The 22442-nt window shown below is 66.6% G+C and carries 20 protein-coding genes, 3 tRNA genes and 1 pseudogene; 3 read left to right on the top strand and 21 right to left on the bottom strand.

Going from position 1 to position 22442, the window contains the following annotated elements; translation table 11 throughout:
- Window position 1 precedes the first annotated feature (1 nt).
- The 19 genes and pseudogenes from nuoK to KHU32_RS17595 form a co-directional block, all read right to left on the bottom strand.
- Window positions 2–313: an NADH-quinone oxidoreductase subunit NuoK gene (gene nuoK, locus KHU32_RS17685; RefSeq protein WP_213671471.1), complete on the bottom strand. Its 312-nt coding sequence runs from the start codon at window positions 311–313 to the stop codon at window positions 2–4.
- The gene (locus tag KHU32_RS17680) at window positions 313–1023 is read right to left on the bottom strand and encodes an NADH-quinone oxidoreductase subunit J (RefSeq protein ID WP_213671470.1); all 711 of its coding nucleotides are present in this window, start codon (window positions 1021–1023) and stop codon (window positions 313–315) included. Before KHU32_RS17680 ends, nuoK begins: the two co-directional genes overlap by 1 nt.
- 42 nt (window positions 1024–1065) lie before the next feature.
- On the bottom strand, window positions 1066–1554 hold the full coding sequence (gene nuoI / locus KHU32_RS17675; protein WP_213671469.1) for an NADH-quinone oxidoreductase subunit NuoI: 489 nt from the start codon (window positions 1552–1554) through the stop codon (window positions 1066–1068).
- The gene (nuoH, locus tag KHU32_RS17670; protein ID WP_213671468.1) at window positions 1551–2561 is read right to left on the bottom strand and encodes an NADH-quinone oxidoreductase subunit NuoH; all 1011 of its coding nucleotides are present in this window, start codon (window positions 2559–2561) and stop codon (window positions 1551–1553) included. The genes nuoI and nuoH overlap by 4 nt, the downstream gene beginning before the upstream one ends.
- 4 nt (window positions 2562–2565) lie before the next feature.
- Window positions 2566–4590, bottom strand: coding sequence for an NADH-quinone oxidoreductase subunit NuoG (gene nuoG / locus KHU32_RS17665; RefSeq protein ID WP_213671467.1), 2025 nt, complete (start codon window positions 4588–4590; stop codon window positions 2566–2568).
- A gap of 4 nt (window positions 4591–4594) precedes the next feature.
- Window positions 4595–5896, bottom strand: a complete 1302-nt coding sequence (gene nuoF / locus KHU32_RS17660) for an NADH-quinone oxidoreductase subunit NuoF (RefSeq protein WP_213671466.1) — start codon at window positions 5894–5896, stop codon at window positions 4595–4597.
- A 2-nt stretch (window positions 5897–5898) separates the two neighbouring features.
- Window positions 5899–6528 (bottom strand): complex I 24 kDa subunit family protein, encoded by a 630-nt coding sequence (locus KHU32_RS17655; protein ID WP_213671465.1) that lies wholly within the window; start codon window positions 6526–6528, stop codon window positions 5899–5901.
- Window positions 6525–7757, bottom strand: coding sequence for an NADH-quinone oxidoreductase subunit D (locus KHU32_RS17650; RefSeq protein ID WP_249681357.1), 1233 nt, complete (start codon window positions 7755–7757; stop codon window positions 6525–6527). Before KHU32_RS17650 ends, KHU32_RS17655 begins: the two co-directional genes overlap by 4 nt.
- 23 nt (window positions 7758–7780) lie before the next feature.
- Entirely contained in the window at window positions 7781–8428 is a 648-nt protein-coding gene (locus KHU32_RS17645) for an NADH-quinone oxidoreductase subunit C (protein ID WP_347265571.1), read from the bottom strand.
- Window positions 8421–8966: a NuoB/complex I 20 kDa subunit family protein gene (locus KHU32_RS17640; RefSeq protein ID WP_213671462.1), complete on the bottom strand. Its 546-nt coding sequence runs from the start codon at window positions 8964–8966 to the stop codon at window positions 8421–8423. Before KHU32_RS17640 ends, KHU32_RS17645 begins: the two co-directional genes overlap by 8 nt.
- Window positions 8967–8970: 4 nt before the next feature.
- A complete protein-coding gene (locus tag KHU32_RS17635) occupies window positions 8971–9339 on the bottom strand; it encodes an NADH-quinone oxidoreductase subunit A (protein ID WP_213671461.1) in 369 nt (122 codons plus the stop codon).
- Window positions 9340–9629: 290 nt separating this feature from the next.
- Window positions 9630–9706 (bottom strand) — tRNA-Asp (locus KHU32_RS17630).
- A 68-nt stretch (window positions 9707–9774) separates the two neighbouring features.
- Window positions 9775–9849, bottom strand: a tRNA-Val gene (locus KHU32_RS17625).
- A 257-nt stretch (window positions 9850–10106) separates the two neighbouring features.
- Window positions 10107–10391: pseudogene (locus tag KHU32_RS17620) on the bottom strand (HU family DNA-binding protein); the annotation flags it as partial.
- Window positions 10392–10635: 244 nt separating this feature from the next.
- On the bottom strand, window positions 10636–13032 hold the full coding sequence (gene lon / locus KHU32_RS17615) for an endopeptidase La (RefSeq protein WP_213671459.1): 2397 nt from the start codon (window positions 13030–13032) through the stop codon (window positions 10636–10638).
- Between the two features lie 126 nt (window positions 13033–13158).
- Window positions 13159–14415: an ATP-dependent Clp protease ATP-binding subunit ClpX gene (gene clpX / locus KHU32_RS17610; protein ID WP_213671458.1), complete on the bottom strand. Its 1257-nt coding sequence runs from the start codon at window positions 14413–14415 to the stop codon at window positions 13159–13161.
- 146 nt (window positions 14416–14561) lie between these two features.
- Entirely contained in the window at window positions 14562–15206 is a 645-nt protein-coding gene (gene clpP, locus KHU32_RS17605) for an ATP-dependent Clp endopeptidase proteolytic subunit ClpP (protein WP_213671457.1), read from the bottom strand.
- A 154-nt stretch (window positions 15207–15360) separates the two neighbouring features.
- Entirely contained in the window at window positions 15361–16683 is a 1323-nt protein-coding gene (gene tig, locus KHU32_RS17600) for a trigger factor (protein ID WP_213671456.1), read from the bottom strand.
- 39 nt (window positions 16684–16722) lie between these two features.
- Window positions 16723–16807: transfer RNA gene (locus KHU32_RS17595), tRNA-Leu, on the bottom strand.
- A 66-nt stretch (window positions 16808–16873) separates the two neighbouring features.
- On the opposite strand from KHU32_RS17595, the gene KHU32_RS17590 reads away from it, so the two are divergent.
- Both KHU32_RS17590 and KHU32_RS17585 read left to right on the top strand, forming a co-directional pair.
- Window positions 16874–17437, top strand: coding sequence for a DUF1643 domain-containing protein (locus tag KHU32_RS17590; RefSeq protein ID WP_213671455.1), 564 nt, complete (start codon window positions 16874–16876; stop codon window positions 17435–17437).
- Window positions 17438–17653: 216 nt separating this feature from the next.
- The gene (locus KHU32_RS17585) at window positions 17654–18322 is read left to right on the top strand and encodes a hypothetical protein (protein ID WP_213671454.1); all 669 of its coding nucleotides are present in this window, start codon (window positions 17654–17656) and stop codon (window positions 18320–18322) included.
- Between the two features lie 43 nt (window positions 18323–18365).
- Here the strand turns inward: KHU32_RS17585 and KHU32_RS17580 are convergent, their stop codons facing one another.
- Window positions 18366–20747 (bottom strand): 1-deoxy-D-xylulose-5-phosphate synthase N-terminal domain-containing protein, encoded by a 2382-nt coding sequence (locus tag KHU32_RS17580; RefSeq protein ID WP_213671453.1) that lies wholly within the window; start codon window positions 20745–20747, stop codon window positions 18366–18368.
- 127 nt (window positions 20748–20874) lie between these two features.
- Here KHU32_RS17580 and KHU32_RS17575 point away from each other — a divergent pair, with 127 nt between their 5' ends.
- Entirely contained in the window at window positions 20875–21849 is a 975-nt protein-coding gene (locus tag KHU32_RS17575) for a hydroxyacid dehydrogenase (protein ID WP_213671452.1), read from the top strand.
- Here KHU32_RS17575 and KHU32_RS17570 read toward each other — a convergent pair.
- Entirely contained in the window at window positions 21846–22442 is a 597-nt protein-coding gene (locus KHU32_RS17570) for an isochorismatase family protein (protein WP_213671451.1), read from the bottom strand. The genes KHU32_RS17575 and KHU32_RS17570 overlap by 4 nt on opposite strands.

Here is a 22442-nt window from a genome sequence, read left to right as displayed (position 1 = left end):
TTTAACCCTTCAGAGCCGAGATATCCTCGACCTCGATGCTGCCGTGGTTCCGGAAGTAGATGACGACGATGGCCAGGCCGATGGCGGCCTCGGCCGCCGCCACGGTCAGGATGAACATCGCGAAGACCTGGCCCGTCAGATCGTCGAGCTTCGACGAGAAGGCGACCAGGTTCAGGTTCACGCTGAGCAGGATCAGCTCGATCGACATCAGGATGACGATGACGTTCTTGCGGTTCATGAAGATACCGAAGACGCCGAGAACGAAGAGGATGGCGCCCACCGTCAGGTAGTGCGCAAGGCCGATGGTCAGCATCAGTGGTGCCCTCCCCCATGCCCGTGGTCATCGTCATGCCCGTGGCCGTGATGCGCGACCGGCTTCGGCGCCTTGGACGGCGGCGGCAGGGGCCGCAGGATATCCTCGCGGCGGATGCCCTCGCCGAGCGCCGGCTGCGCCATCGTGAGCTCCGAGGTGCGCGCGACCTGGACGGCGATGTTCTGGCGCTTGCTGTGGTGCTTGTCGCGCAGCGTCAGCACGATGGCGCCGATCATGGCAACCAGCAGGATCAGCCCCGCCGCCTGGAACAGGAAAATGTAGTCCGTATAGATGATGCGCCCGAGCGCCTTCGTGTTGGACACGCCGGCCGGCGTCGGCGAGAGGCGCAGCTCCGCGGCATCCGCGGCGAACTGCCAGGTGCCGAGCACGAAGAGCAGCTCCAGGAAGAGGATGCCGCCGATGATGGCGCCGATCGGGGCGTAGCGCTGGAAGCCCTCGCGCAGCTGCACGAAGTCCACGTCGAGCATCATCACGACGAAGAGGAAGAGGACCGCGACGGCACCGACATAGACGATGACCAATATCATCGCGAGGAACTCCGCCCCTGCGATCAGGAACAGCGCCGCCGCGTTGAAGAAGGCCAGGATGAGGTACAGCACCGAGTGCACAGGATTGCGCGAGGTGACGACCATCACCGCGGACGCAATCAGGATGGAGGCGAAGAGATAGAAGGCGAGCGCTGCGATCACGGCGTCTGCCTTTCCTGGAAGAAGGTCATGTCCGGCATCCGTTCAGCGATAAGGCGCGTCGAGCTCAAGCCGCTTGGCCAGCTCGCTCTCCCAGCGATCGCCATTCGCGAGCAGGCGATCCTTGTCGTACATCAGTTCCTCACGGGTCTCGGTCGCGAATTCGGCGTTCGGCCCCTCGACGATGGCGTCGACCGGGCAGGCCTCCTCGCACATCCCGCAATAGATGCACTTGGTCATGTCGATGTCGTAGCGCGTGGTCCGGCGGGACCCGTCCTCGCGCGGCTCGGCCTCGATCGTGATGGCGAGCGCGGGGCAGACGGCCTCGCAGAGCTTGCAGGCGATGCAGCGCTCTTCCCCGTTGGGATAGCGGCGCAGCGCGTGCTCCCCCTTGAAGCGCGGCGAGAGCGGCGTCTTCTCGTAGGGGTAGTTCAGCGTCACCTTGCGGCGGAAGAAGTACTTCAACGTCAGCCACATGCCGCCGGCCAGCTCGGCCAGCAGGAAGGAGCGCGCGAAGCGATCGAGGGTGGTCATGCCGGAAGCATCCCGGTGAGCTTGAGGAAGGCGGCGGTCATCACGAGCCAGAGGAGGCTGAAGGGCAGGAACACTTTCCAGCCCAGCCGCATCAGCTGGTCGTAGCGGTAGCGCGGGAAGGTCGCGCGCACCCAGATGAAGGTGAACAGGCAGAAGCAGACCTTCAAAATGAACCACACCGGACCGGGGATCCAGGTGAAGGGCTCGAAGGCGAAGGGCGCGTACCAGCCGCCCAGGAACAGGATCGTCGTCAGCGACGACATCAGGATCATGTTCGCGTATTCGCCGAGGAAGAACAGCGCGAAGCTCATCGAGCTGTATTCGACGAAGAAGCCGGCCACCAGCTCCGACTCACCTTCGGGAAGATCGAAAGGCGCGCGGTTCGTCTCGGCCAGGATGCTGATGAAGAAGATGATGAACATCGGGAAGAGCGGGATGATGAACCAGAGGTTCTCCTGCGCCCGCACGATCTCCGTCAGGTTCAGCGATCCGACGCACATCAGCACCGTCACGATGACGAAGCCCATCGAGACTTCGTAGCTGACCATCTGCGCCGCCGAGCGCAGCGCGCCGAGGAAGGCGTACTTCGAATTCGACGCCCAGCCGGCAATGATGACGCCATAGACGCCGAGCGAGCTGATCGCGAAGAGATAGAGGATGCCGACATTGATGTCGGCGATCGCCCAGCCGTCATTCACCGGGATGACCGCCCAGCCCAGCATGGCCAGGGTGAAGGTCAGCATCGGCGCGCCGAGGAAGAGGAGCCGCGACGATCCCGAGGGGATGATCGTCTCCTTCATCAGCATCTTCAGCGCGTCGGCGAAGGGCTGCAGCAGGCCCATCGGGCCGACGACGTTGGGGCCGCGGCGCAGCTGCATCGCAGCCAGGACCTTGCGCTCCGCCCAGGTGAGGTAGGCGACGAAGATCAGCACCGGCACGAGCAGTGCCAGCGTCTTCGCGACGGTGAGCGCCAGGATGCCAAGCGGCGAGGCGAGGAATTCGGCCATGCGCTTACTCCGCGGCCAGCAGGGGTTGCGGGTTCAGATAGACCGAAGCGCATTCCGCCATCGTCGCGCTGGCGCGCGTGATCGGGTCGACCTGCCAGTAGTTCTGGATCGGAAGTTCGAACGACGCACCGCCGAGCACGCCGCCCGCCGGGCTCGCATCATCGGTGCAGCCGGGCAGCGGTCCCTGGTCGATCCGGCCGAAGACCGGATGGGCCGCCGTCATCTCGGCGCGCAGCGCGTCCAGCGTGTCGAAGGGAAGCGTGACGCCGAGGAACTGCGAGGCGGCGCGGATCACGCGCCAATCCTCACGGGCCTCGCCCGGCGGGGTGACGGCCATGCGGCCGCGCTGCACGCGCCCCTCGGTGTTGACCCAGGTCCCGTCCTTCTCGGTATAGGCCGCACCGGGGAGGATCACGTCGGCCCGCGCCGCGGCGGCCTCGCCGTGATGCCCCTGGTAGACCACGAAGGTATCGGCCGGGATGCGCGCCGCGTCGAAGCCGTCGGCGCCGAGCAGCCACAGCGCCTCGACGCCGCCCGCCAGCATCGCCGCCATGTCGAGCCCGCCCTGCCCCGGCACGAAGCCGAGATCCAGCGCGCCGACCTGGCCGCCGAACTGATGCAGCACGTTGAAGCCGTGCCAATCCTCACGCAGCGCCCCGCTGGCCTTGGCCAGATCCCAGGCTGCCGCGAGCACCGCCGCGCCGTCGACGCGCGCGAGCGCCCCACGGCCGAGGAGGATCATCGGGTTCTTGGCGCCCGAGAGGAACTCCGCCGCCCGGGCAATCTCGCCCGGCCCGGCGCCGAGCCGCGTGGTCGGATAGGTGAGGTCGACCTCAGGCCCGATCATGCCGACGCGCAGGCCGCCCAGCGCCCAACGCTTGCGGATGCGCGCATTGATCACCGGCGCTTCGACGCGCGGATTGCTGCCGATGACGACGATCGCATCGGCCTTGTCGATGCCCGCGATGCCGCTGTTGAACAGGTAGTAGTCGGGGCGCGAGGTATCGATCTTCGCGCCGTCCTGGCGGCAGTCGAGGTTCGTGCTGCCCATGGCCGCCAGCATCGCCTTCAGCGCGAAGAGGCTTTCCACCTCGACCGTGTCGCCGGCGATGGCGCCGATGGTCTTGCCGCGAACGCCCTGCACGATGGCGCCGAAGGCCTCGGCCCAGCTCGCGGGCGCGAGCTTACCGTCGCGCCGAACCCAGGGACGGTCGAGGCGCTTGCGCTTCAGGCCGTCGAAGGCGAAGCGGGAACGATCGCCCAGCCATTCCTCATTCACGTCGTCATTGTTGCGCGGGAGGATGCGCAGCACCTCGCCGCCGCGCACGTCGACGCGGATCGCGGCACCGGTGGCGTCCAGCACGTCCACGCTGTCCGTCTTCCGCAGCTCCCAGGGGCGCGAGACGAAGGCGTAGGGCCGCGAGGTCAGCGCGCCCACGGGGCAGAGGTCGATCAGGTTGCCGGACAGCTCACTGGTCAGCGCCTTCTCGATATAGGTGCCGACCTCCATGCTCTCGCCGCGGTTGGTCGCGCCCATCTCCGGCGTGCCCGCCACTTCCGCCGAGAAGCGGATGCAGCGCGTGCAGTGGATGCAGCGGTTCATGATCGTCTTGATCAGCGGACCGACATACTTGTCCTTCACCGACCGCTTCTCTTCGCGGTAGCGGCTGCCGTCCTTGCCGTAGGAAACGGCTTGGTCCTGCAGGTCGCACTCGCCGCCCTGGTCGCAGATCGGGCAATCCAGCGGGTGGTTGATCAGCAGGAATTCCATCACGCCGCGGCGCGCATTGCGCACCACCGGCGTGTCCGTGAAGACCTTCATGCCGTCGGCGACCGGATAGGCGCAGGAGGCGATCGGCTTCGGCGCCTTCTCGACCTCGACTAGGCACATGCGGCAATTGCCGGCGACGGACAGGCGCTCGTGGTAGCAGAACCGCGGGATTTCCTTGCCCGCGGCCTCGCAGGCCTGGAGCACGGAGGCGCCGTTCGGAACCTCGACCTCGATGCCGTCGATGGTGACCTTGGCCATGCCCTTACTCCGCCGCCATCGGGAAATGCGCCGCCTTATAGGCCGCGATGCGCTCTTCCATCATCGGCCGGAAGTGCCGGATGAGACCCTGCACCGGCCAGACGCCGCCATCGGCGAGCGCGCAGATCGTGTGGCCCTCGATCTGGCGCGTCACCTGCTCCAGCACGTCGATCTCGTCGATCTCGGCGCGGCCTTCGACCATGCGCATCATGACGCGGTTCACCCAGCCCATGCCTTCGCGGCAGGGCGTGCACTGACCGCAGCTCTCATGCTTGTAGAAGGCCGACAGTCGCTGGATCGCCTTGATGAGGTCGGTGGACTTGTCCATCACGATCACACCGGCGGTGCCGAGGCCCGTCTTGTGCTCACGCAGCGCGTCGAAATCCATGAGCACGTCATCGCAAACGCTCTTCGGGATCATCGGCGTGGAGGAGCCGCCCGGGATGACCGCGAGCAGATTGTCCCAGCCGCCGCGCACGCCGCCGGCATAGCGGTCGATGAGCTCCCGCAGCGGGATGCTCATCTCGGCCTCGACGTTGCACGGCTTATTCACGTGACCCTGCAGGCAGAAGATCTTCGTGCCCGAGTTCTTCGGCCGGCCGATGCCCGCAAACCAGCCCGCGCCGCGCCGCAGGATGGTCGGCACCACCGCGATCGTCTCGACGTTGTTCACGGTGGTCGGGCAGCCATAGAGGCCGACGGCGGCCGGGAATGGCGGCTTCAGCCGCGGCATGCCCTTCTTGCCCTCGAGGCTCTCGATGAGCGCCGTCTCCTCGCCGCAGATATAGGCGCCGGCGCCGCGGTGCGAGTAGAGGTCGAAGTCGTAGCCGCTGCCCGCCGCGTTCTTGCCGAGCAGGCCGGCGTCATAGGCCTCGTCGATCGCGGCCTGAAGGATGTTGCCTTCGTTGAAGTACTCGCCGCGGTAATAGATGTAGCCGGCGGTCGCGCCCATCGCCATGCCGGCGATCAGGCAGCCCTCGATCAGCTTGTGCGGATCGTGCCGCAGGATGTCGCGATCCTTGCAGGTGCCCGGCTCGGATTCGTCACTGTTCACGACGAGATAGACCGGGCGGCCATCCGCCGGACGCTCCTTCGGCATGAAGGACCACTTGAGGCCCGTGGGGAAACCCGCGCCGCCGCGGCCGCGCAGGCCGGACTGCTTCATTTCCTCGACCACCCAGTCTCGGCCCTTGGCCATGATGGCCGCCGTGCCGTCCCAGTCGCCACGCATGCGCGCGGCCGCCAGGTTCCACGGCTGCGTGCCATAGAGGTTGGTGAAGATGCGGTCCTTGTCGGAAAGCGCCATGACTATTCCTCCGACCCGGTCAGCACCATCGGCCCGCCCTCGGGCGCGCTGGTCTGCCGGCCGATCACGGAGCCAGGCTTCGGCCGCTCGCCGCGCTTGAGCGCTTCGAGGAGCTTCACCGTGCTCTCGTAGTCCATGTCCTCATAATAATCGTCGTCGACCTGCAGGATCGGCGCGTTCACGCAGCCGCCCAGGCACTCCACCTCGGTCATGGTGAAAAGCCCGTCCGGACTCGTATCGCCATAGCCCTTGAGATGGCCCGCATCCTTGCAGGCACGCAGCACGTCGTCCGATCCACGCAGCCAGCACGGTGTCGTGCCGCAGACCTGCAGGTGGAACTTGCCGATCGGCTTGGTGTTGAACATGAAATAGAAGGTCGCGACCTCGTAGACGCGGATCGGCGCCATGCCGAGGCGCGCGGCCACCGCATCCATCGCGATGCGCGGCACCCAGGCGCTGCCCGTCAGGCGGCCCATCTGCTTCTGCGCGATGTAGAGCGCGGGGATCACCGCGCTGGCCTGCCGGCCTTCGGGATAGCGCGCGACGATCTTGGCGATCTGCGCCTCGCTATCCGCATCGAAGGCGAAGGAGGCGGGTTCGACGTGCTCGTGATGATCGTGGGGCGCGCTCACCGGTCGATCTCCCCGAAGACGATGTCGAGGCTGCCGATGATGGCCACCGCGTCGGCCAGCATGTGGCCCTTGCTGAGGGCCTCGGCGGCCTGGAGATGCGCGTAGCCCGGGGCGCGGATCTTGCAGCGATACGGCTTGTTGGTCCCGTCGGCGACGAGATAGACGCCGAACTCGCCCTTCGGGGCCTCGGTCACGGTGTAGGTGCTGCCCGCCGGCACGTGATAGCCCTCGGTGTAAAGCTTGAAGTGATGGATCAGCGCTTCCATCGAGCGCTTCATCGTCCCGCGCTTCGGCGGCACGATCTTGTTGTCCAGGATCTTGATCGGCCCCGGCTTCATCTGGTCCAGGCACTGGCGGATGATGCGCATCGACTGGCGCATCTCCTGCATGCGGACCAGGTAGCGGTCGTAGCAGTCGCCGTTGCGGCCGACGGGAACGTCGAACTCCATCCGCTCATAGACGTCGTAGGGCTGCGACTTGCGCAGGTCCCAGGCGACGCCAGAGGCACGCAGGCACGGACCCGAGAAGCCCCAGGCCATCGCCTGCTCGGCGGACATCACGCCGATATCGACAGTGCGCTGCTTGAAGATGCGGTTCTCGGTGAGCAGCGTCTCGAGTTCCTCGAGGAACTTCGGGAACTGCGCCATCCAGGCTTCGATCTTCGCCGGCAGCGCCGCCGGGATATCCTTCGCGACGCCACCGGGCCGGAAGTAATTGGCGTGGTAGTGGCTGCCCGAGGTCATCTCGTACATCTCGAGGATATGCTCGCGCTGCTCGAAGCCCCAGAGGGACGGCGTGATGGCGCCGCAATCCAGCGCGTAGGTCGTGATGTTCAGCAGGTGATTCGCGATGCGCGTGATCTCGGCGAACAGCACGCGGATGTACTGCGCGCGCTCCGGGATGTCCTGCGTGATGCCGAGCAGCCGCTCCGTGCCGAGCGCGAAGGAATGCTCCATGCACATGGGCGACACGTAGTCGAGCCGATCGAAATACGGTAGCGCCTGCAGATAGGTCTTGTACTCGATCAGCTTCTCGGTGCCGCGATGCAGCAGGCCGATATGCGGATCGGCGCGCTCCACCACCTCGCCCTTCATCTCCAGGATGAGGCGCAGCACGCCGTGCGCCGCAGGGTGCTGCGGGCCGAAGTTGATGGTGTGGCTGTCCACCTCGACGATGCGGCGCGGCGGATCGGCCTCGTCAGGGCCGGTCGGGCTGAGATCAGGCGTCAGGTCTTCGGTCGGGCTGAGGGCGCTCACGGCTTGTCCCCTTCCGTCTGGGCGGGCTCCGGCGGCGGGAGCCGGTTGAGATGCACCTTCTCGTCACCCGGCAGCGAGGTCATGGCCTCCCACGGGCTCATGAAATCGAAGGAGCGGAAATCCTGTGTCAGCTTCACGGGCTCCTGCACCACGCGGCCGGCCTCTTCGTCGTAGCGAACCTCGACATAGCCGGTGAGCGGGAAGTCCTTGCGCAGCGGATGGCCTTCGAAACCGTAATCCGTCAGCAGGCGGCGCAGGTCGGCGAGGCCGGCGAAGACGACGCCGTACATGTCCCAGGTCTCGCGCTCGAACCAGGTGGCCGTCGGCCAGATCGGCGCCACGCTCGGCACCGGCTGCGCCTCGTCCGTCGGCACGATGACGGTGACCCGCTCGTTCCGCGTCAGCGAGAGCAGATTGTAGACGACATCGAATCGTTCCGGACGCTCGGGCCAGTCGACGCCGCAGACATCCATGAGCTGCGCGAAGTCGAGAGCGGGCGAGTCGCGCAGCGCCAGCATGAGCGGCAGCAGCGAATCACGAGTCGTATGGAGCACGAGCTCGGCGCCATAGCGGGCGCGGCCGAACTCCACCGGAAGGCGATCAGCGAGGACCGCGCGGATTTCGCTCTCGAGGACATCAACCACGGAGGATGGTCCCCGTCCGGCGAATCTTCCGTTGCAGCTGGAGGATGCCATAGACGAGCGCCTCGGCCGTCGGCGGGCATCCGGGCACGTAGATGTCGACAGGTACGATTCGATCGCAACCGCGCACCACGCTGTAGCTGTAGTGGTAGTAGCCGCCGCCATTGGCGCAGCTGCCCATGGAGATGACCCAGCGCGGCTCCGACATCTGGTCGTAGACCTTGCGCAGCGCGGGGGCCATCTTGTTGGTCAGCGTACCGGCCACGATCATCACATCCGACTGACGCGGCGAGCCGCGCGGGATGATGCCAAAGCGGTCGAGATCGTAGCGCGCCATATAGGCGTGGATCATCGGCACGGCGCAGCAGGCGAGACCGAAGGTCATCGGCCAGAGGCTGCCGGTCCGCGCCCAGTTCACCACCTTGTCGAGGTTGGCGACGACGAAGCCCTTTTCCTCTATCTCGCCAGTGACGGCACGCAACACCGCGTCCTGCTGGGCTCCCGGGGGAGCCGCCTCGCGGTTCCAGGCCAGATCGCTCATGGGCTTACTCCCAGTCCAGGGCGCCTTTGCGCCACTCGTAGATGAAGCCGACCGTCAGCACGCCGAGGAAGCCCATCATCGAACCGAAGCCCAGCCAACCGATCTCGCCGAGCGTGACAGCCCAGGGGAACAGGAAGGCGACCTCAAGGTCGAAGATGATGAACAGGATGGCGACAAGGTAGAAGCGGACGTCGAAGCGGCGGCGCGTGTCGTCGAAGGGGGCGAAGCCGCACTCATAGGCCGAAAGCTTCTCCGCATTCGGCTTCTGCCGCGCGAGCAGCATGCTTCCGCCCACCATGGCGATCGCGATGCCACCGGCGATACCCAGGAAGACGAGGATCGGAAAATACTCGGCGAGCAGGGGCTGCGTCATCGTCGGGCCTTGCGTTAACAAATCTCGCGCCCGGAACGAGCGCCTGCCAGACGGATGCCGCCGGCACCCATCTGACGCGGCGCACCATACAGCAAGGGCACGCCCGCCCGCCATAGGGGGGCCATCTTAAACCGCCGTGAGGCCCAGGGATTTCCTGGGGTTTTTGAGAATCGTTCGCAATACGCGAGAGGCGCTCGAAGGGGCGCGCGAACCCAAGCGAAAACCCCGCTCAGCGAGGCAGAACCCCGCCCGGCAGGGCTTCAAGTACCAGCAATGTAATGGAAGGCATCTGGCGCGAGTGACGGGGCTCGAACCCGCGACCTCCGGCGTGACAGGCCGGCGCTCTAACCAACTGAGCTACACCCGCTAAGATGTTGAAAGGGCGTTTAAGGCCCCCTCCCGAACCTGTCAACGAGGGTCCGAGAAGAAAATGCGTGGTGGGCGCTGACGGGGTCGAACCGCCGACATCCTGCGTGTAAAGCAGGCGCTCTACCTCTGAGCTAAGCGCCCTTCCCGCCACCGGCGGAAAAGCCTTTCCCACCGCCCGAAGGCCGCGAGATATCTATCGAAAGATGGCTGCCGTCGCCAGCAATCGGCGCGACCACCCCGTCTCGACATAGCTGCATCCAGCAACGCGCAGCCTACATGGAACGCGGCGGCCTAGGCGGCTGGATCAGCAGCCACCCTTCCGAAGGTCCTGAGCCGCCATGTGGGGGCTCAGGACGCCGGAGAGTGGCTGCTGCAGAACGATGCGCGAAGTTAGGCGCTTAGTTCACGGCGTCCTTGAGGCCCTTGCCGGCCTTGAAACGCACGGTCGTCGACGCGGGGATCTTGATCTCCTCGCCGGTGCGCGGATTGCGGCCCTTGCCGGCCTTGCGGCGGCTCGTGCTGAACGTGCCGAAGCCCACGAGGCGAACCTCCTGCTTCTTCTTCAGGGCCTTGGTGATCGCCTCGAACACGGAATCGAGAATGTCGCCGGCCTTCGCCTTCGACAGCTCACCAGCCTCCGCGACGACGGCAACGAGATCCTGCTTGTTCATGGGATGGCCCCTTTCCGAACTGACCCAATGGCGAGCGGACCGATTCCACTGCCGTGATCGATGGCGGACACTAAGGGCCGGTTTTCCGGGGCGTCAATCACGCCATCGCCCGATTCGTGGCGGAAACTCTGGGTTTTCTGGGGATGACCTGCGCAAACCCTTGATATGCAAAGGGGCGCCGCAACCGCCACGCCCCCTTCCCGATTCGATGCCCTATCCCCGGATTCGCCAGGATCGGGCTCGATATTTCTCGCCCTCAGTGCGGGCGAACGGCCGTCTCCGAACCCGGCGGCGGAATCGGCGCCTCTTCCGGCTCGACCCAGGTGATCGGCTCCGGCGGGCGCACCAGCGCCTCGCTGATCACCTGATCCACATGACTGACCGCCACGATCTTCAGCGCCTTCTTCACGCTGTCCGGGATGTCGGCCAGGTCCTTCTCGTTGTCCTTCGGGATGAAGACCGTCTTGATCCCCGCCCGGAGGGCCGCGAGCAGCTTCTCCTTCAACCCACCGATCGGCAGCACGCGGCCGCGCAGCGTGATTTCACCGGTCATCGCCACGTCGCGCCGCACCGGAATGCCGGTGAGCACGCTGACGATCGAGGTCGCCATCGCGACGCCGGCCGAGGGCCCGTCCTTCGGAGTAGCACCTTCCGGCACGTGCACGTGGATGTCGCGCTTCTCGAACAGCGTCGGCTTCACGCCGAAGGTGATCGAGCGCGACCGGACGTAGGACAGCGCAGCACTCACGCTTTCCTTCATCACGTCGCCCAGCTGGCCGGTCGGCTTGATGTTGCCCTTGCCGGGCACGATCACGCTCTCGATGGTCAGGATCTCGCCGCCCACCTCCGTCCAGGCCAGGCCGGTCACGACGCCGACCATGTCCTCGGTCTCGGCCTCGCCGTAGCGGAACTTCTTGATGCCCGCATACTTCTCGAGGTTCTTGACCGTGACGGCGACTTTCTTCGCCTTCTTGGAGACGATCTCCTTCACCGCCTTGCGCGCGATTCCGCCGAGCTCGCGCTCGAGGTTACGAACGCCGGCCTCACGCGTGTAGTAGCGCACGAGGTCGAGCAGCGCGTCATCGGCCAGCGACCACTCGCCCGCCTTGAGCCCATTGGCCTCGGCGACCTTGGCGAACAGATGGCGCTTGGCGATCTGCACCTTCTCGTCCTCGGTGTAACCGGGGATGCGGATGATCTCCATGCGGTCCAGCAGGGGCTGGGGCATGCGCAGCGAGTTCGCGGTCGTGACGAACATCACGTCCGAGAGATCGTAATCCACCTCCAGGTAGTGGTCGGCGAAGGTCGAGTTCTGCTCGGGGTCCAGCACCTCCAGCAGCGCGCTCGACGGGTCGCCGCGCCAATCGGCGCCGAGCTTGTCGATCTCGTCCAGCAGGAAGAGCGGGTTCGAGGTCTTCGCCTTCTTCATGCCCTGCACGACCTTGCCCGGCATGGAGCCGATATAGGTCCGCCGGTGGCCACGCACCTCGGCCTCGTCCCGCACGCCGCCGAGCGACATGCGCACGAAGTTGCGGCCCGTCGCCTTCGCGATCGACTTGCCGAGCGAGGTCTTGCCGACGCCCGGCGGGCCGACGAGGCACAGGATCGGTCCGCGGATCTTCTGGCTGCGCGACTGCACCGCCAGGTACTCGATGATCCGCTCCTTGACCTTCTCGAGCCCGTAGTGATCGGCGTCGAGGACCTCCTGGGCGGCATTGATGTCGTTGCGGACCTTGCTGCGCTTCTTCCAGGGGATCGACAGGATCCAGTCGAGGTAGTTGCGCACGACCGTCGCCTCGGCGGACATGGGCGACATGGTGCGGAGCTTCTTCAGCTCGCCCAGTGCCTTTTCGCGCGCTTCCTTCGAGAGCTTGGTCGTCTTGATCCGCTGCTCGAGCTCGGCGGCCTCGTCCTTGCCGTCCTCGCCCTCGCCCAGCTCCTTCTGGATCGCCTTCATCTGCTCGTTGAGGTAGTACTCGCGCTGGGTCTTCTCCATCTGCCGCTTCACGCGGCTGCGGATGCGCTTCTCCACCTGGAGCACGCTCATCTCGCCTTCCATATGGGCGAAGATGCGCTCGAGCCGGCCGCCGACGGAGGCGATCTCCAGCAGTTCCTGCTTCTCGGGGATCTTGATGGAGAGGTGGCTGGCGATGGTGTCGGCCAGCTTGCTCGGGTCGTCGATCTGGTTGATCGAGACGAGCACCTCGGGCGAAATCTTCTTGTTGAGCTTGATGTAGCCCTCGAACTGCGAGACGACGCTGCGCATCAGCGCATCGACCTCGCGCTTGTCCGACACGGCTTCCTCGACGACCTCGGCATAGGCCTCGAAGTAGTTATCCGTCTCCTTGAACTGCACGATCTTCGCGCGGCGGCCGCCCTCGACCAGCACCTTGACGGTGCCGTCCGGCAGCTTCAGCAGCTGGAGCACCGTGGAGACGGTGCCGGTCTCGTACAGGTCTTCGGCGGTGGGATCGTTCTGCTCGGCATTCTTCTGCGCGACCAGCAGAATCTGCTTGTCGTCGCGCATCACCGCCTCGAGGGCGCGCACCGATTTCTCACGGCCGACGAAGAGCGGCACGATCAGGTGCGGGAAGACCACAATATCCCGTAGCGGCAATACAGGTAACAAGTCGCCGCGAATCACTTCCGTCATAGGGACCTCACTGGGACAGTCGGCCAGATGAATGCCCGCAATCGGCACATCCACCCGAGGCCACGGGTTATGCCAGTTATCTGGGAACAGGGGCGACCGGGCACAACCCGGTCGCCTGCGCCAATGTCATGCCGAGCTCTGTTCAGCCGGCTTCTCGCCATAGATGAACAGCGGCTGGGCGCGGATTTCTGCCACTTCGCGATTCACCACCACTTCCTCGACATCCGTGAGGCCGGGGAGCTCGAACATGGTGCCCAGCAGAATCTGTTCCATGATGGAACGGAGACCGCGGGCGCCCGTCTTGCGCTGGATGGCGCGCGTCGCGACTGACTTCAGCGCATCTTCCGTGAAGGTGAGCTTGGCGCCCTCCATCTCGAAAAGGCGCTGATACTGCTTCAGCAGCGCGTTCTTGGGCCGCGTCAGGATCTCGATGAGCGTCTTCTCGTCGAGGTCCTCAAGCGTCGCGACCACGGGGAGGCGGCCGATGAATTCGGGGATGAGCCCGAACTTCAGCAGATCCTCGGGCTCCACCTCGCGCAGGATCTGGCCGGTGCGCCGCTCGTCCGGATCGCGGACCTCGGCGCCGAAGCCGATGCCCGAGCCCTTGCCGCGCGCGCCGATGATCCGCTCCAGCCCGGCGAAGGCGCCGCCGCAGATGAAGAGGATGTTCGTCGTGTCGACCTGCAGGAACTCTTGCTGCGGATGCTTGCGCCCGCCCTGCGGCGGCACGGAGGCCACGGTGCCCTCCATGATCTTCAGCAGCGCCTGCTGGACGCCCTCGCCCGACACGTCGCGCGTGATGGAGGGGTTGTCCGACTTGCGGCTGATCTTGTCGACCTCGTCGATGTAGACGATGCCGCGCTGCGCGCGCTCCACGTTGTAGTCCGCGGCCTGCAGCAGCTTGAGGATGATGTTCTCGACATCCTCGCCGACATAGCCGGCCTCGGTGAGCGTGGTCGCGTCGGCCATGGTGAAGGGCACGTCGAGGATGCGCGCCAGCGTCTGCGCGAGCAGCGTCTTGCCCGAGCCCGTGGGCCCGATGAGCATGATGTTGCTCTTCGCGATCTCGATGTCGTTGTTCTTCGCGCCCGCGGCCAACCGCTTGTAGTGGTTGTGCACCGCGACCGAGAGAACCTTCTTCGCATGGTCCTGCCCGATGACGTAGTCATCGAGGACCTTGCAGATCTCCTTGGGCGTCGGCACGCCGTCGCGGGTCTTCACGAGGTGCGTCTTGTGCTCCTCGCGAATGATGTCCATGCAAAGCTCGACGCACTCGTCGCAGATGAACACCGTCGGACCCGCGATGAGCTTGCGCACCTCGTGCTGCGACTTCCCACAGAAGGAGCAGTAAAGGGTGTTCTTGCTGTCGCCAGACTTGCTCATGCCAACTCCTCGCGCCCTGAAAGGTGGAGCTGGTCGCCCATTCCTACAGGTGCGTTGCAAAACCTTAGACCCCGAGGGGCCCTTGGGGGAAGCATGGCCTCCTTGCAGCTAGGCCATGCCTCGGAAAACTTTAGACCAATACCGGATCAGATCTTCGGCGCGGCTTCGGGCGCGGCCGGGCGCTTGTCGACCACCTGGTCGATGAGCCCCCAGTCGCGGGCCTCCTCCGCCGACATGTAGCTGTCGCGCTCGAGCTTCGCCTCGATCGCGGCCACGCTCTGGCCGGTGTGGGTCACATAGATCTGGTTCAGCCGCTTGCGGAGTTCCAGGATCTCGCGCGCCTGAATCTCGATGTCGGTCGCCTGGCCCTGGGCGCCGCCGGAGGGCTGGTGGACCATCACGCGCGCATTCGGCAGCGCGAAGCGCTTGCCCTTGGCGCCGGCGGTCAGCAGCAGCGAGCCCATCGAGGCCGCCATACCAACGCACACCGTGCTGACGGGGCTGCGGATGTACTGCATCGTGTCGTAGATCGCGAGGCCCGCGCTCACGACGCCGCCGGGGCTGTTGATGTAGAACGAGATGTCCTTGTTCGGGTTCTCGCTCTCCAGGAACAGGAGCTGGGCGCAGATCAGCGAAGAAACCTGATCGTAGACCTGCCCGGTCAGGAAGATGATCCGCTCCTTGAGCAGGCGCGAATAGATATCATAGGCGCGCTCGCCCCGGCTGGACTGCTCGACAACCATGGGCACGAGGGAATTATTGTAGATTTCGACTGGATCGCGGTCCCGCACGTCTTTGGTATCCCATCATCTGAGGTCCGCCCCAGGATGGGCACGGCCTGGTTAAGGCCCGGCGAATCCGCCCTGGCCCCTTGTCAGCCTGCAGCATGTGGGCAGAGACGCGCCCAGGGAAAGGGGTCCTCCGCCAAAGGCGGAGGATCGCCCATCAGCCCTGCTGGGCAGCCTCGGCCAGCGCCTCGGCGGTGACCGTCTCGTCCTCGACCTTGGCCAGCTCCAGCATGAAGTCCACGACCTTCTCCTCGAAGATCGGGCTGCGCAGGTTCTCGATCGCCTGCGGGTTCTTCTGGAAGAAGTCGTAGACCTGCTTCTCCTGGCCCGGGTAGCGCTGCACCTCGGCCCGCATGGCCTGGCCCAGCTCCTCGCGGGAGACCTGGATGTTGTTCGTCCGGCCGATCTCGGAGAGCAGCAGGCCCAGGCGGATGCGACGCTCGGCGATGGCGCGGTAGTCGGCCTTCAGCGTCGCCTCATCCTTGCCGGCATCCTCGCCGTCCAGCTTGCCGGCCTTCAGGTCGGCCTCGACGCGCTGCCAGATCTGGCCGAACTCGTTCTCAACCATGCCTTCCGGCACCGTGAAGGAGGCGCGCTCCGCCAGGGCGTCCAGCAGCTTCCGCTTGATCGCCATGCGGCCAAGGCTGTCGTACTCGCGCTGCAGCGAATCGGTGATCGCCTCACGCAGCTTGTCGATGCTCTCGAGGCCGAGCTTCTTCGCGAACTCGTCGTCCAGCGCCGGCTTCGCATAGATCTTCAGGGCCTTGGCGGTCACCGTGAACTCGGCGTCCTTGCCGGCCAGCTCGGCCGAACCGTAATCGGCCGGGAAGGCCACCTTCACGATCCGCTCCTCGCCGGGCGCCATGCCCTCGAGCTGCTCGGTGAAGCCGGGGATGAAGCCCGGGCCGGCGACCTCGATCGGCATGTCGCTCGCCGTGCCGCCCTGGAACTCGGTGCCGTCGATGCGGCCCACGAAGTCGCAGATCAGGACCTCGCCCTTGGCCGCGGCGCGCGCCTCGGTCTCCTCGAGGGAGGACTGGCGGCGAGAGATGTTTTCGAGCGCCTTGGTCACGTCCTCCTCACCGGGGGCCGCCTTCAGGCGCTTCAGGCTGATGCCGGCGAAATCGGGCATCGGAATCTCGGGCAGGATCTCGAGGTCCATGCGGAACTCGAGGTCGGCGCCCTCGGCAAAGCTGACCAGCTCGATCTTCGGCTGCAGCGCCGGGCGCAGGTTGTTGTCGGAGACGACCTTGCTGGAAGCCTCCTGGACCGACGCCTCGAGGACCTCACCCATGACCGACTGGCCATAGCGCGCCTGGACAACCTTCTGCGGCACCTTGCCGGGGCGGAAGCCGGGCAGCTTGATGTCCTTGGCGATCTCCGCCAGGCGCTTGTCCTTCTGGAGCGCGATGCTCGAAGCAGGGACCACGACGGTGTAGGCCCGCTTCAGACCCTCATTCGCGACTTCAGTGACCTGCATTGCCCTTGATTCCAATCCCGTTTCGCCGAATCTGCCGAGTGGTGCGGACGGAGGGACTTGAACCCCCACGGCTTGCGCCACTGGAACCTAAATCCAGCGTGTCTGCCAATTCCACCACGCCCGCGTGCTTGCTGCCGGGTAGGAAGCGGGGCGTGTAGCCGAAAGCAACGGCGGCGCCAATACTGCCCCCATGCCCGATTCCCACGACCCCGGCGGAAAGGTCCGCCTGAAGCTCGACTCCGACGTCGTCTCTGCCGCCGCCTTCTCCCCGGACCGCCGCTGGCGCTGGTGGCTGGAGCGCCGTTGGGACGGCCGGCCGCTGGGCACGCCCGGATTCGGCGTCGTCATCGGCATGAACCCCTCCACCGCCGATATCGACGTCGACGACCCGACCGTTGCCGGCTGCGTCTGGCGCGCCCGGCACCGCTGGAGACTGCCCGGCCTCGTGATGCTCAACGCCTTCGGCTACCGCGCGACCGACAAGAAGCGACTACTCGAGGTGGAGGACCCGGTCGGCGAGGAGAACGACGCCACCCTGCTGCATTATGCGCGCTCGGCGGCGCTGGTGGTGGTGGCCTGGGGCCAGCCGCCGAAGCCTCTCGCCGGGCGGGGCACGGCCATCGCCCGGATGCTGGCCGAGGCCGGCGTGCAGGCGATGTGCTTCGGCGTGAACGGGGATGGCAGCCCCAAGCACCCGCTCTACCAGCGGCGGGATGCCGTCCTGATGCCCTATCCCCTTCCGACGACGGGGTGATTTCACAACCTTTCCGTGTATTGAAAGGTTTGATCGCTCAACCTAAACGATAGTGATGCTGCATCACTCCCGCCCGGACGGTTCGGCCACCGGGACTGTCGCAGCATCCGCTACGCCGCCACCCGCAAGGCGGCGCCCTTCCCTGATTGGCCTTACCGTCGGGCGCAGGCCTAGGCCGCGGCAGCAACGACGCGAACAGCTTCCAGAGGACAGGAAATGACGAGACCGCGCTCCAACGCCATCGTGGGATGCCTGCAGGCGGGCGACATCATGATCAAGCATTCCGATGGCGGGATCATCAGCAAGGTTATCCGCTTCGGACAGCTCTTCGGGCGCGGCAGCTCGAAATTCGTCCACGCCGGCATCGCCTCCTCCGGCACCACCATCATCGAGATGGACGGGGAAGGGCTGCAGGAGAACAACCTCCTGATCAAGAACCGCGATTACAAATACGACGTCTTCCGCTGCAACTATTCGGACATCCAGGCCGGCGCGGCGGAAACGGCGCGTATGATGCTGGACGGCTTCGGCGCCCCGCAGGCCCCGCAGGGCGGCTCAAAGATCAGCTATTCGATGGGCGGGGCCGCGCGCTCCATCTCCAAACGTACGCGCTTCCCGGGCGGGGACGTGATCAACGCGACGCTCGACAACCTGCTGAGCGCGGGCGGCGACGCCTTCTTCTGCTCCGGCCATGTGGTGCTCTGCTATCAGTCGGCCATGGGCCAGGCGCAGATGGCCCAGACCCTCTTCCCGGTTCAGCACTCCCAGCAGCTCTTCTCGCTGGACAGCACCTGCTACCAGCCGGCCTTCCTCTGGAAGACGCTGGAGGAGAGCCACCACTTCACGAAGATCGGCACCGTGAAGGGCGCGATCAAGATCGCCTGAGCGCCGCGGAGAGGGCCCGCCGCCCTCCCCGCCCCGCCTCGTCTCAGCCGATCAGCAGCTGGGCGCAGGCGTCCAGGATCGCGGCCTCGTCCAGCCCGTATTCGGCATAAAGCGCGGGGATGTCCCCGCCCTGTCCGAATCGGTCCACGCCCAGCGCGGAGATCCGGTGGCCGCGCACGCCGCCCATCCAGTCCAGCGCGGCGGGATGGCCGTCCAGCAGGGTCACGATGCCCGCACCCGGGGCCAGCGGCGCCAGCAGCGTCTCGATATGCGAGGGCGCGGCCCCCGGGCCGGAGCGCGCGCGCTTGCGGCTGTCCAGCCAGCCCTGGTGCAGGCGGTCCGGCGAGGTGACGGCCAGCAGGCCCGCCCCCGGCTCCTCCGCCCGCAGCGCTTCGAAGGCCGACATGGCCTCGGGCGCCACCGGGCCCTGATAGGCGATGGCGATCCGCCCGCCCTCGGCCGGCGGCACCACCCAGTAGCCGCCCGCGATGACCTGCGCCGGATCGAGGGTCCGTTGCGGCTGCTCCAGCGCGCGGGTCGAGAGGCGGAGCCAGACGCTGGAGCCGTCGGGCTCCTGCATATGGGCAAAGGCATGCCGCATCAGGATGGCGAGCTCGTCCGCGAAGGCCGGCTCGAAGGCGGCCAGCCGGTCCTGCGCCATGCCGATCAGCGGCGTGTTCACCGACTGGTGCTGCCCGCCCTCCGGCGCCAGGGTCAGGCCGGAGGGCGTGGAGACCAGCAGGAAGCGGGCATCCATGTAGCAACCGTAGATCAGCGCATCGAGGCCGCGGTTCACGAAAGGGTCGTAGACCGTGCCGATGGGCAGCAGCCGCGCGCCGTACAGCTTGTCCGCCAGGCCGAGCCCGGCCAGCATCAGGAACAGGTTCTGCTCGGCGATGCCGAGCTCCACATGCTGGCCCTGCGGCGACATGCCCCAGCGCTGGGCCGAGGCCAGCTTGGCGTCGCGGAAGACGTCATTCTTGAGGTGCCGGTCGAAGATGCCGCGCCGGTTCACCCAGGGGCCGAGATTGGTGCTGACCGTCACGTCCGGGCTGGTGGTGACGATGCGGCCCGCCATGGGCCCGTACTCGCCCTCGCCCCGGCCAATGCCGGAGAGGATCTCGCCGAAGGCCATCTGCGTCGCGAGCTTGCGGCCGGCCGGCACCGTCGGCACCGGGAAGACGGCCGGGATGGGGATCTTGGGCGAGACGAGGCTGCGCCCCTCGGGCGTCAGCTTCTGGGCGAAGGGCACCGCATCGATGAAGGCGCGCAGCTCGGCCTCGGGCAGGTCGAGCCCCTCGAAGACGTCCCATTCATGGCCGGGGCGGATACCCATGTCCCGCCGGAAGCCTTCCATCTGCTCCTTGGTCATGAGCCCGGCATGGTTGTCCTTGTGCCCGGCGAAGGGCAGGCCCATGCCCTTGATGGTATAGGCGATGAAGCAGGTCGGCTGGTCGCCGGCCGCATCCTGGGCGCGGAAGGCCTCCATCAGCGTCTCGACGTCATGGCCGCCGAGGTTGTTCATCAGCGCCGCCAGCTCGTCATCCGAGAGCGGGTCGATGATAGCGCGCACGCCCTCCTCGCGCCCCAGCTCCGCCAGCAGAGCCGAGCGCCAGGCGGCGCCGCCCTGGAAGGTGAGTGCCGAGTAGAGGCTGTTGGGGCAATCATCGATGAAGCGGCGCAGCGCCTCACCGCCCGGCCGCGCGAAGGCCGCCTGCAGCTTCCGGCCGTATTTGATGGTGACCACGTTCCAGCCCATGTCGCGGAACAGGCCCTCGATGCGGCCGAAAAGGCGGTCCTGCACCACGCTGTCGAGGCTCTGGCGGTTGTAGTCGACCACCCACCAGACGTTGCGGATGTCGTGCTTCCAGCCCTCGAGCAGGGCCTCGTAGATATTGCCCTCATCGAGCTCCGCATCGCCCACGATGGCGACGTGGCGGCCGGCCGGGATCGCCTCCGGGTTCAGCTTCTTCAGCCGCACATAGTCCTGCACGAGGCTGCCGAAGCTGGCCAGCGCGACGCCCAGGCCCACGGAACCGGTGGAGAAGTCCACCTCCGGCCCGTCCTTGATCCGCGAGGGGTAGGGCTGGACGCCGCCGAACTGGCGCAGCGTGTCCATCCGCTCCGCCGACTGACGGCCGAAGAGCAGGTTCATGGAGTGGAAAACCGGGCCCGCATGCGGCTTCACGGCCACCCGGTCCGCCGGCTTCAGGATGTCGAAATAGAGCGCCGTGAGGATCGAGATGACCGAGGCGCAGGAGGCCTGGTGCCCGCCCACCTTCAGCCCGTCCCGGTTCGGGCGGATGTGGTTGGCGTTGTGGATCATCCAGGCGGAGAGCCAGAGCAGCTTTCGCTCGACCGCATTGAGCAAGGTGAGCCGTCGGGCCTCGTCGGGCGCACGGATGGGGGAGGCCTGCTGGTTCATATTGGCTCGTTCCTCAGAAGTGGGGGTACTCTAACCCGAGGAAGGCGCTTGGCGAGAGATCGGATTGCATGGCCCCTCCGCCGGGGCTAGGCCGGTCCCTATACGCATTTGGCCCAAGGAACGCGTCTTGCCGCTCATTGCCCTGACCAGCCCCATCGCGCCGGCAGCCGTCGCCCTCCTCGAAGACGCCGGAATGCGGGTGGAGCTGCCGCCCGGCCGGGGCCCCGAGGGCCTCTATGCCATCTGCGCCGAGGCCGACGCCCTCATCGTCCGCCTCCCCCTGCCCCGCGACCTGCTGGACCGCAGCCCGAAGCTGCGCCTCGTGGCCCGGGCCGGCGTCGGCTACGACTTCATCCCGGTGGACCGCGCCACGGCAATCGGCCTGCCCGTCACCAACGTGCCGGGCGGCAACGCCGTCTCGGTGGCCGAGCATGTCATCGCCCAGATGATGGTCGTCAGCCGCCGGCTCGAATCAGCCGACCGGACCTTCCGGACCAAGGGCTGGAAGGCGGCCATCGAGGCCTGGGACCAGGCGGTCGAGCTCTCTGGCCGGACGATCGGCATCGTCGGTCTCGGCGCCATCGGGAAGCATGTCGCGCAGATCGCGGGCCTGGGCTTCGGGATGCGGGTGCTGGGGATGCGCCGCGGATCGGGCGCGCTGCCCGATCATGTGGAGCCAGCCGATTTCGATCGCCTCTTCGCCGAATCCGACTTCCTTCTGCTCTCCTGCCCGCTGACGGAGGAGACGCGCGGGCTGGCCTCGGCCGAGCGGATGGCGCGGATGAAGCCCAACGCCTGGCTGATCAACGTGGCCCGGGGCGGCGTGGTGGACGAGCCCGCGCTGCTGCGCCTGCTGCATGAGGGGCGCATCGGCGGCGCCGCGCTCGACGTGATGAACGAGGAGCCGCCGGCCCGCGACAACCCGCTCTTCGAGGCGCCGAACCTGCTGCTGACGCCGCATTGGGCCGGCATGACCCCGGCCTCGGTCGAGCGGACCAATGTCGCCGCGGCCGAGGAAGTGCTGCGCGTGATGCGGGGCGAGCGGCCCGTGAACGTCGTGAACCCCGAGGTCTGGCAGCACGCCCGCCACGCCGCGGCCTAGGCCTGACCGCCGCCCTCGGCCGGCAGCGCCACGAATTCGACGTCCGTGGCGCTCGCGAGCAGAACGGCTTCGTCGCCCAGCGACCATTCCGCCGCCCGCGCCGCCAGGTGTGCGGGCACGAAGGGCGATCCGCCCGGGCCGGCCGGCACGTCGTAGGTCGCATGCACGTCATGGGCGAGGATCACGGTGAAGCCCCGCGCCAGTGCGCCCCGCGCGGTGGCCGCCAGGCACATCTCGGATAGCACGCCACCGAAGGCGATGACGCGGATGCCGAGCGTCCGAAGCCTTGCCTCGAGATCGGTGCCATCGAAACCGTCGTCCTGGCGCTTGCGGAGCACCGCCTCGCCCGGCTGTGGGGGAAAGAAGAGCTCCCAGGCCTCGGTCCCGGGCGCGTCGGAAGCGCCCTCAGGCCCGTCATTCTGCAGGAAGAAGACCGGCACGCCGTACTGGCGCGCCTTCTCCAACAGAAGGTCGAGGGCGCACCGGAGCCGCAGGTGATCGGGCACCGCCTGCACGCCGGACATGAAGGCGCGCTGGACATCCACGAGGAGCAGCGCTTCGGCTTCGTCCCGAAGCGCTGCCTGCTCCGCCAC

Origin of the sequence: Roseococcus pinisoli (assembly GCF_018413645.1) — a bacterium.
Classification (GTDB): Bacteria; Pseudomonadota; Alphaproteobacteria; order Acetobacterales; family Acetobacteraceae; genus Roseococcus; species Roseococcus pinisoli.
Note: the sequence above shows the minus strand (reverse complement) of the source record. Positions and strands in the feature narration are given on the sequence as shown.

Bases quoted from the DNA above. Each gene is read 5' to 3' on its own strand.
- nuoK (WP_213671471.1), bottom strand. From the start codon at position 313: ATGCTGACCATCGGCCTTGCGCACTACCTGACGGTGGGCGCCATCCTC.
- nuoI (WP_213671469.1), bottom strand. From the start codon at position 1,554: ATGACCACCCTCGATCGCTTCGCGCGCTCCTTCCTGCTGGCCGAGCTG.
- nuoH (WP_213671468.1), bottom strand. From the start codon at position 2,561: ATGGCCGAATTCCTCGCCTCGCCGCTTGGCATCCTGGCGCTCACCGTC.
- nuoG (WP_213671467.1), bottom strand. From the start codon at position 4,590: ATGGCCAAGGTCACCATCGACGGCATCGAGGTCGAGGTTCCGAACGGC.
- nuoF (WP_213671466.1), bottom strand. From the start codon at position 5,896: ATGGCGCTTTCCGACAAGGACCGCATCTTCACCAACCTCTATGGCACG.
- KHU32_RS17640 (WP_213671462.1), bottom strand. From the start codon at position 8,966: ATGAGCGATCTGGCCTGGAACCGCGAGGCGGCTCCCCCGGGAGCCCAG.
- KHU32_RS17635 (WP_213671461.1), bottom strand. From the start codon at position 9,339: ATGACGCAGCCCCTGCTCGCCGAGTATTTTCCGATCCTCGTCTTCCTG.
- lon (WP_213671459.1), bottom strand. From the start codon at position 13,032: ATGACGGAAGTGATTCGCGGCGACTTGTTACCTGTATTGCCGCTACGG.
- clpX (WP_213671458.1), bottom strand. From the start codon at position 14,415: ATGAGCAAGTCTGGCGACAGCAAGAACACCCTTTACTGCTCCTTCTGT.
- tig (WP_213671456.1), bottom strand. From the start codon at position 16,683: ATGCAGGTCACTGAAGTCGCGAATGAGGGTCTGAAGCGGGCCTACACC.
- KHU32_RS17590 (WP_213671455.1), top strand. From the start codon at position 16,874: ATGCCCGATTCCCACGACCCCGGCGGAAAGGTCCGCCTGAAGCTCGAC.
- KHU32_RS17585 (WP_213671454.1), top strand. From the start codon at position 17,654: ATGACGAGACCGCGCTCCAACGCCATCGTGGGATGCCTGCAGGCGGGC.
- KHU32_RS17580 (WP_213671453.1), bottom strand. From the start codon at position 20,747: ATGAACCAGCAGGCCTCCCCCATCCGTGCGCCCGACGAGGCCCGACGG.